The sequence below is a fragment of the Collimonas fungivorans genome (assembly GCF_028292705.1).
Classification (GTDB): domain Bacteria; phylum Pseudomonadota; class Gammaproteobacteria; order Burkholderiales; family Burkholderiaceae_D; genus Collimonas; species Collimonas fungivorans_B.
This window is the reverse complement of record NZ_JAQGLV010000176.1, coordinates 1-8,079: the sequence shown is the minus strand read 5'-3', so window position 1 is coordinate 8,079 and position 8,079 is coordinate 1. Positions and strand designations below refer to the sequence as shown.

The following is an 8,079-nucleotide window of genomic DNA, read 5'->3' as shown; positions in this document are numbered from 1 at the left end:
GCCGGGTGCGCGCGGTCATGTCCTTCAGTTCGCTGTGCTGGGCCAGCAGCAGGAACAGCTCCAGCATGGCCGACGGCGTGGTCTTGAACAGGTCGTCGTGGGCGATGTCGATCAGGCGGTTCAGATGATTGAAGCGGTCGTTGATACGTTGCGGCACCATCGGTTGCGGGAACAGTTGCACTTCGATGTTCTGCAGCAGGATAGTGTTGAGCTGGGTCACCGCCTTGGCGGCCCAGTAATAACGCTGCATCAGGTATTCGCTGGCGCGCCGGGTTTCGGTGGTCTGGAAGCCGAGCGCTTCGGCGATCGGGGTCTGGACGTCGAATACCAGCCGGTCTTCGCGGCGGTTGGTGTAGATATGCAGGCGGATCCGGATATCCTTGAAAGCGCGCTCCTGGCGCGCCAGCTGGCGCGCTTCGGCGGCCGTGATCAGGCCGCGCTGGGCCAGCTTGGGCCAGGATTCGCCGAGGCCGGCGGCCTTCGCCACCCACAGGATTACTTGCAGGTCGCGCAAGCCGCCCGGGCTCTCTTTGCAGTTCGGTTCCAGGCTGTACGGGGTATCTTCGTATTTGACGTGGCGCTGGCGCATTTCCAGGATTTTCCCCTGGAAAAAGGCGCAGGCATCCATGGCGGCGTTGCAGCGTTCCTGCAGCTGCAGGAACAGCGGGTGGCTGCCGCTCACCAGCCGCGCTTCCAGCAGGCTGGTCTGGACCGTGATGTCGGCCGCGGATTCGCTCAGGCATTCGTCCACGGTGCGGATGCTGTGGCCGATTTCGAGGCCGATGTCCCAGAACAGCTGCACCAGCTGTTCCAGCCTGCCTTTCAGCGCGGCATCCGGGCTGGCCTCGAGCAGGATCAGGACGTCGACGTCGGAATGCGGGAACAGCTCGCCGCGGCCGTAGCCGCCGACCGCCACCAGCGCTGCGCTGGCCGGCAGTTCCAGCATTTTCCAGGCTTGCGTCAGGGCGATATCGACGCTGCGCCGCAGCGCCGTCAGCAGTTCGCCGGGTTTGCCGTCCGCCAGGAAGGCTGAGATGATGGTTTGCCGCTCGCTTCTAAGCTGGTTTTTGAGTGTGGCGGCAAGGGTCGTCATGTAGGTGCGGGGCGAATACAGCTCAACTAAGCTGCAGTGGCAGCTTGTTGGATGAATGCAGGCGGAGGCGGCGTACCCTCGGACACGGTCAGCACTTCGTAGCCGGTTTCAGTCACCAGCACGGTGTGTTCCCATTGTGCCGACAGGCTGCGATCCTTGGTCTTGATGGTCCAGCCGTCGCCCATTTCGCGGATATCGCGGCGGCCGGCGTTGATCATCGGCTCGACCGTGAAGATCATGCCGGCTTCCAGCCGCTCCAGCGTGCCGGGACGGCCGTAGTGCAATACCTGCGGCTCTTCATGGAATACCTTGCCGATGCCGTGGCCGCAGAATTCACGGACTACGCTGTAGCCGGCTTTTTCGGCGTGCTGCTGGATCACATAGCCGATATCGCCCAGGTGCGCGCCGGGTTTGATCTTGGCGATGCCCAGCCACATGCACTCATAGGTGATGTCGCCCAGGCGCTTGGCCATGATCGACGGTTCGCCGACATAAAACATGCGGCTGGTGTCGCCATGGTAGCCATTCTTGATGACGGTAATATCGAGATTCACCACGTCGCCGCTTTTCAGCACCTTGTCGCCCGGGATGCCGTGGCAGATGACGTCGTTGACCGAAGTGCAGATGGCCTTCGGATACGGCGTATAGCCAGGCGGGCAGTAATTCAGCGGGGCAGGGATGGTGTCTTGCACATTTGTCATGTATTCGTGGCACAGGCGGTCCAGCTCGCCGGTGGTGACGCCGGCTTTGACAAAGGGCGTGATGTAGTCGAGCACCTCTGAGGCAAGCTTGCCGGCGACGCGCATGCCGGCGATATCCTCAGCGGTTTTAATGGAGATGGAAGTCATAAGATAGGAAAAATCGAGAAAATTCGGTGAATTCTTTAGCAAAAGGCGCAAAAAACGCCCAGATTCAGTCAGGAAATGATTATAAACGAGGCCAGCCGGATGCGCTTAAAGATATGCCTCGCGGCGCTTGAAGAAACCCGGGGTTTTGGGTTACAATCTTGGGTTAGCTCGAATTGCTATTGGGCTATATCGATGTTTATGTAGTTTATTTTATGTGTCAAAACGCGAATCCGCTCGAAAAGGGTGCTGTAGTTGTCTCTCGACAAAGACGGTGACTGAGCGGGTTCCAGACCAAACCCTGGAGAAAATTATGTCCGTAACAATGCGTGAAATGCTGGAAGCCGGTGTCCACTTCGGTCACCAAACCCGTTTCTGGAACCCAAAGATGGCGCCGTTCATCTTCGGTCACCGCAACAAGATTCATATCGTCAACCTGGAAAAGACCCTGGGCATGTACCAGGAGGCGATGAAGTATATCCGCCAACTGTCGTCTAACCGCGGCAACATCCTGTTTGTCGGCACCAAGCGCCAAGCGCGCGAAATCGTTGCTGCCGAAGCAGCACGTTCGGGTTCGCCTTTCGTCGACCAACGCTGGTTGGGCGGCATGCTGACCAACTTCAAGACCATCAAGACATCGATCAAGCGCCTGAAAGAAATGGAAGCATCGATTGAAGACGGTTCGGTTGAGAAGCTGAGCAAAAAAGAAGGCCTGATGTTCCAGCGCGAACTGATCAAGCTGCAAAAAGCCATCGGCGGCATCAAGGACATGGGCGGCATTCCTGACGCCATCTTCGTGATCGACGTCGGCTACCACAAGGGCGCCATCACTGAAGCCGCCAAACTGGGCATCCCGGTCATCGGCGTGGTTGACACCAACCACTCGCCAGACGGCGTGACTTACGTTATCCCTGGCAACGACGACTCGTCCAAGGCAATCGCCCTGTACGCTCGCGGCGTTGCAGATGCGATCCTGGAAGGCCGTGCCAATGCAGTGAACGACGTGGTTGAAGCAATCAAAGGCGCAGCCGGCGATGAGTTCGTTGAAGTCAACGACCAGGCTTAAGCCCTGAATCTGAGGTTTCATACTTCAGAATAAAAAGGGGGCGTGGTTGCCCCTTTTTTTGTATCACTTGCATGTGTTTTGCCCGACGTGTTTTACCCGATTTTTATCTGAATATATTTTGAATGATGGCGCTGGAAGGCCGGTTGCAGATTACTGCGGCGGATAGCTGTGGGTCACCGGCACGGCGCCACTTGTTAGGAGAATAGTATGGTGGCAATTACAGCAGCACTGGTAGGCGAACTGCGCGCAAAGACTGATGCGCCTATGATGGAATGTAAAAAAGCGCTGACCGAAGCTGGCGGCGACCTGGACAAGGCAGAAGAAATCCTGCGCGTGAAACTGGGCGGCAAGGCTTCCAAGGCCGCTTCCCGCGTGACCGCTGAAGGCGTGGTCGCAGCTTACATCGCCGGCGGCGTCGGCGCCCTGGTGGAAGTCAACTGCGAAACCGACTTCGTCACCAAGAACGACGACTTCCTGGCCCTGGCGAATGCCTGCGCCAAGCTGGTTGCGGAAAACAACCCGGCAGACGTGGCCGCCTTGTCGGCCTTGCCGCTCGACGGCAGCACCGTTGAAGCGACCCGCGCTGCCTTGATCGGCCGCATCGGCGAAAACATGTCGATCCGCCGTTTCACGCGTTTCGATACTGCCGCCAAGCTGGTTTCCTACCTGCACGGCACACGTATCGGCGTGATCGTCGAATTCGACGGCGCTGACGAACAAGTCGGTAAAGACGTGGCGATGCACATCGCTGCGATGAAGCCGGTTTCCCTGTCTTCGGACCAGGTGCCTGCCGAACTGATCGAAAAAGAGCGTTCGGTAGCTACCTTGAAGGCGGCCGAATCGGGCAAGCCTGCAGATATCGCGACCAAGATGATTGAAGGTTCGGTGCAGAAATTCCTGAAGGAAGTGTCCCTGCTGAACCAGACTTTCGTCAAGAACGACAAACAAACCGTTGAACAGATGCTGAAGACAGCCAACACCAGCGTTAAATCGTTCACCATGTTTGTGGTCGGCGAAGGCATCGAGAAGAAACAGGATGACTTTGCTGCAGAAGTTGCAGCGACAGTTGCTGCGGCCAAGCAGGCGTAAGCAAGAATACGGGCCGAAAGGCCCGTTTTTTTGGCTCTGAGGAATTTTCTTCCCAAGCCAAGGACTAAGGGATGCCTTGCTGAATTGCTGCCTCGTATTCAGGGGGAAGCCGCAGGAACCGGCGTCGTGTATTCTAAATCGCGGCGGTAGTGGATTTTGCTGCGGTTTGGCCTGACAATGGCGCTGCAGTCCTTCAGCCAGGCATCGACCAATATATATATATTTCAATCGGAAAGCCATAAGGGGCCCAGACCATGACAAAACCAGCTTATAAGCGTGTTCTCCTGAAACTCTCCGGTGAGGCCCTGATGGGCGACGACGCCTACGGCATCAATCGTGCGACGATTGAACGCATGGTGGCCGATGTCGCCGAAGTGGCCAAGTTGGGCGTTGAACTGGCGATCGTGATCGGTGGCGGCAATATTTTCCGCGGCGTGGCGCCAGGCGCCCAGGGCATGGACCGCGCTACCGCTGACTATATGGGGATGCTGGCCACGGTGATGAACTCGCTGGCGCTGGCGGACGCCATGCGCCAGATAGGCCTCACGGCTCGCGTGATGTCGGCCATCAGCATCGAACAGGTAGTGGAACCCTACGTGCGGCCTAAGGCGCTGCAATATCTGGAAGAAGACAAGATTGTCATTTTTGCAGCAGGTACCGGCAATCCGTTTTTCACCACTGACACTGCAGCGGCGCTGCGCGGTTCGGAAATCGGTGCGGAAATCGTCCTGAAAGCGACCAAGGTCGACGGCGTCTACAGCGCGGATCCAAACAAGGACCCGACCGCGACCCGTTATTCGCATATCACTTTCGACGAAGCGATCACCAAGCACCTGCAAGTCATGGATGCTACCGCGTTCGCCCTGTGCCGCGACCAGAAGCTGCCGATCAAGGTGTTTTCCATCATCAAGCCGGGTGCGCTCAAGCGTGTCATCCTGGGCGAAGATGAAGGCACTTTGGTCCACGTTTAAATTATTTGCCCAATTTGTAATATTTGTGCAAATCGCTTGCACAAATTGCTGGCGCAAATAAGTATGAGTTAATTTAAAAAATCACCCGTTTTCGAAGAGGAGAACAGCATGAGCATTGCTGACGTCAAAAAGAATACCGATCAAAGAATGCAAAAGTCGCTTGAGACTTTGCGCGCCGACCTGGCGAAAGTACGCACCGGCCGCGCCCATACCGGCATTCTTGACCACATCATGGTGGAATACTACGGCAGCCCGACCAACCTGAGCCAGGTTGCCAACGTGACCCTGATCGATGCCCGCACCATCGGCGTGCAGCCGTTTGAAAAGAAAATGGTTGCAGTGGTCGAGAAGGCTATCCGTGAATCCGACCTCGGCCTGAATCCGGCCACCCAGGGCGAAATGATCCGGGTGCCGACGCCGCCGCTGACGGAAGAGCGCCGCAAGGAAATGGTGAAGCTGGTCAAGGGTGAAGCGGAAGATGCAAAAATTGCAATCCGCAATATCCGCCGCGATGCCAACGAAGGCTTGAAGAAGCTGGTCAAGGACAAGGAATGTTCGGAAGACGACGAACGCCGCGCACAGGACGAAATCCAGAAGCTGACCGACAAGTTCGTGGCTGAAATCGACAAGCAAGTGATCGATAAAGAAAAAGAGATACTGACGGTGTAACCAGGGCAGGTACTGTATCTCCGAGGTACAGTAGCTATCTGTCGCTCTTCCCGTAGTTCTTCTGTTGTTTATTTCATTACCTATGGCCCATACAAGTTCCACGCAAACGCTACCAGCAATTCCGACGGTGCCGCGGCACGTTGCCATTATCATGGACGGCAACGGCCGCTGGGCGACCAAGCGTTTTTTGCCGCGTTTCGCCGGCCATGGCAAGGGCGTTGAGGCAGTGCGGACGGTGGTCGAGGCCTGCGTTGCGCGCGGCGTCGAATACCTGACGCTGTTTGCCTTCAGCTCGGAAAACTGGCGCCGCCCGGCCGACGAAGTGTCCTTGCTGATGCGTTTGTTCGTGGTGGCGCTGGAACGCGAAGTCAGCAAGATGCACGCCAACGGCATTCGCCTGAAAGTGGTCGGCGACCTGAGCCGTTTCGACGCCAAGCTGCAGCAGATGATCGATAACGCCGAGCGCAAGACGGCCGGCAACACCGCCCTGACCGTGACCGTCTGCGCCAACTACGGCGGCCGCTGGGATGTCATGCAGGCGGTGCAGAAAATGCTGGCCGCGCGCGGCGCCGATTCTGCCCAGGATCCTTCGGTGTTTTCCGAGGAAGAGCTGGCGCAGCACCTGGCCATGGCCTATGCGCCCGAGCCGGACCTGTTCATCCGCACTGGCGGCGAGCAGCGCATTTCGAATTTCCTGCTGTGGCAGCTGGCGTACAGCGAACTCTATTTTACGGATACCTATTGGCCCGATTTCGGCGCCGCCGAGCTGGACCAGGCGATTGCCTCCTATCAGCAGCGAGAGCGCCGTTTCGGACGCACCAGCGCACAATTGCTGGAACAGGCTTCCTGATGCTGAGAACGCGCGTCATCACGGCCTTGCTGTTATTGGCAGTCTTGCTGCCGATCCTGTATTTCAATTATTTTCCCGCATTCGCCGTCGTTTCGACGCTCTTTTTTGCCGCCGCCATCTGGGAAAGCGCCAGGATCTTCGGTGCTGCTCCTAAAGCGGCCCTGGCCTGGGGCCTGGCGGCGCTGATCCTGTTTGCCGCCATCATGTACTACGGCAGCGGCCCGGATATCCGCCTGCTGTTCATCCTGTGCGTGGCAATCTGGGTTTTGCGTTTTGTGCCGGCGCTGGGTTTCGGCCTGCCGCCGCTGGCCAGTTTTGCCAACCGCATGGTCGCCGGCACCTACGCGATTGCCATTTTCGGCTGTTTCCTGGCGATTGTGGTGCTGTTCCATCACTCGCCCATATACCTGCTGTCGGTCCTGGTGATCGTCTGGATGGCGGATATCGGCGCTTATTTTTCCGGCAAGGCCTTCGGCCGCCACAAGCTGGCGCCGTCGATTTCTCCCGGCAAGTCCTGGGAAGGAGCCATCGGCGGCTGGATCCTGGTGCTGTTGATGATGTTCGGTTTCAGCCTGGCGCCGGCCCTGGCCGAGACTTTCCCTGCACGCCTGCTGGCCAGCTGGGGCTGGCCCGGACTGCTGGCGGCGGCGACCGTGCTGGTAGCCGCCAGCGTGGTCGGCGATCTGTTCGAGTCGCTGCTCAAGCGGCGCGCCGGCATCAAGGACAGCAGCAACCTGCTGCCCGGCCACGGCGGCGTGCTGGACCGGGTCGATGCGCTGATCCCGGTATTGCCGCTGGCTGCCTTATTGAGTTTCTGGTTTTAGGTCGTATGCAAAACATTACTATTCTCGGCTCCACCGGTTCGATCGGCATGTCGACGCTGGATGTGCTTGCGCGCCATCCCGAACGTTATTCGGTCTATGCCCTGACCGCCCACAGCCGGGTCGAACAGCTGGCTGAGCAGTGCCTGCGTTTCAAGCCGCAGCTGGCCGTGGTCGGCAGCGCGGCGGCGGCGCAGCAGCTGAGCGCCTTGCTGCAAGACGAAGCGCCCGCGATCGAAGTGCTGTTTGGCGACGCCGCGCTATGCCAGGTGGCCAGCGCCGAGGCTTGCGACACCGTAATGGCCGCCATCGTCGGCGCTGCCGGCCTGGCGCCCAGCCTGGCCGCGGCCAGGGCCGGCAAGAAGATCCTGCTGGCGAACAAGGAAGCGCTGGTCATGTCCGGCCAGCTGTTCATCGATGCGGTGAAGCAGAGCGGCGCCGTGCTGTTGCCTATCGATAGCGAACACAATGCAATTTTCCAATGCCTGCCGCATGGCTACCAGCGCCAGCCGGCCGCGCTTGGCGTAGAAAAGATCCTGCTGACGGCGTCCGGCGGCCCGTTCCTGCACCGGGCCGTGGAGACGCTGGAGTCGGTCACCCCGGAGGAGGCGGTTGCCCATCCGAACTGGGTCATGGGGCGCAAGATTTCGGTCGATTCCGCGACCATGATGAACA

Annotated in this window: 8 protein-coding genes and 1 pseudogene; 7 read left to right on the top strand and 2 right to left on the bottom strand. The window is 58.7% G+C overall.

The features are described 5' to 3' along the window. Both JWQ61_RS09765 and map read right to left on the bottom strand, forming a co-directional pair. Positions 1-1,093, bottom strand: a 1,093-nt coding sequence (locus JWQ61_RS09765; RefSeq protein ID WP_304360359.1) for a nucleotidyltransferase domain-containing protein, incomplete at its 3' end; no start/stop codon positions are given. Between the two features lie 26 nt (positions 1,094-1,119). Continuing rightward, complete coding sequence (gene map, locus JWQ61_RS09760; RefSeq protein ID WP_304360358.1) at positions 1,120-1,941, bottom strand: type I methionyl aminopeptidase; 822 nt, start codon at positions 1,939-1,941, stop codon at positions 1,120-1,122. 310 nt (positions 1,942-2,251) lie between these two features. Here map and rpsB point away from each other — a divergent pair, with 310 nt between their 5' ends. The 7 genes and pseudogenes from rpsB to JWQ61_RS09725 form a co-directional block, all read left to right on the top strand. Next, entirely contained in the window at positions 2,252-3,004 is a 753-nt protein-coding gene (rpsB, locus tag JWQ61_RS09755; RefSeq protein ID WP_014005317.1) for a 30S ribosomal protein S2, read from the top strand. A 207-nt stretch (positions 3,005-3,211) separates the two neighbouring features. After that, positions 3,212-4,093 (top strand): translation elongation factor Ts, encoded by an 882-nt coding sequence (tsf, locus tag JWQ61_RS09750; protein ID WP_304360357.1) that lies wholly within the window; start codon positions 3,212-3,214, stop codon positions 4,091-4,093. 254 nt (positions 4,094-4,347) lie between these two features. Beyond that, positions 4,348-5,064: a UMP kinase gene (pyrH, locus tag JWQ61_RS09745; protein WP_304360356.1), complete on the top strand. Its 717-nt coding sequence runs from the start codon at positions 4,348-4,350 to the stop codon at positions 5,062-5,064. Positions 5,065-5,172: 108 nt separating this feature from the next. After that, positions 5,173-5,733: a ribosome recycling factor gene (gene frr / locus JWQ61_RS09740; RefSeq protein ID WP_061539423.1), complete on the top strand. Its 561-nt coding sequence runs from the start codon at positions 5,173-5,175 to the stop codon at positions 5,731-5,733. 82 nt (positions 5,734-5,815) lie between these two features. Then, positions 5,816-6,583 (top strand): polyprenyl diphosphate synthase, encoded by a 768-nt coding sequence (gene uppS / locus JWQ61_RS09735; RefSeq protein ID WP_304360355.1) that lies wholly within the window; start codon positions 5,816-5,818, stop codon positions 6,581-6,583. After that, positions 6,583-7,407, top strand: coding sequence for a phosphatidate cytidylyltransferase (locus JWQ61_RS09730; protein WP_304360354.1), 825 nt, complete (start codon positions 6,583-6,585; stop codon positions 7,405-7,407). Before uppS ends, JWQ61_RS09730 begins: the two co-directional genes overlap by 1 nt. 5 nt (positions 7,408-7,412) lie before the next feature. Beyond that, positions 7,413-8,079: pseudogene (locus tag JWQ61_RS09725) on the top strand (1-deoxy-D-xylulose-5-phosphate reductoisomerase); the annotation flags it as partial.

Bases quoted from the DNA above. Each gene is read 5' to 3' on its own strand.
- rpsB (WP_014005317.1), top strand. From the start codon at position 2,252: ATGTCCGTAACAATGCGTGAAATGCTGGAAGCCGGTGTCCACTTCGGT.
- map (WP_304360358.1), bottom strand. From the start codon at position 1,941: ATGACTTCCATCTCCATTAAAACCGCTGAGGATATCGCCGGCATGCGC.
- uppS (WP_304360355.1), top strand. From the start codon at position 5,816: ATGGCCCATACAAGTTCCACGCAAACGCTACCAGCAATTCCGACGGTG.
- JWQ61_RS09730 (WP_304360354.1), top strand. From the start codon at position 6,583: ATGCTGAGAACGCGCGTCATCACGGCCTTGCTGTTATTGGCAGTCTTG.
- pyrH (WP_304360356.1), top strand. From the start codon at position 4,348: ATGACAAAACCAGCTTATAAGCGTGTTCTCCTGAAACTCTCCGGTGAG.
- frr (WP_061539423.1), top strand. From the start codon at position 5,173: ATGAGCATTGCTGACGTCAAAAAGAATACCGATCAAAGAATGCAAAAG.
- tsf (WP_304360357.1), top strand. From the start codon at position 3,212: ATGGTGGCAATTACAGCAGCACTGGTAGGCGAACTGCGCGCAAAGACT.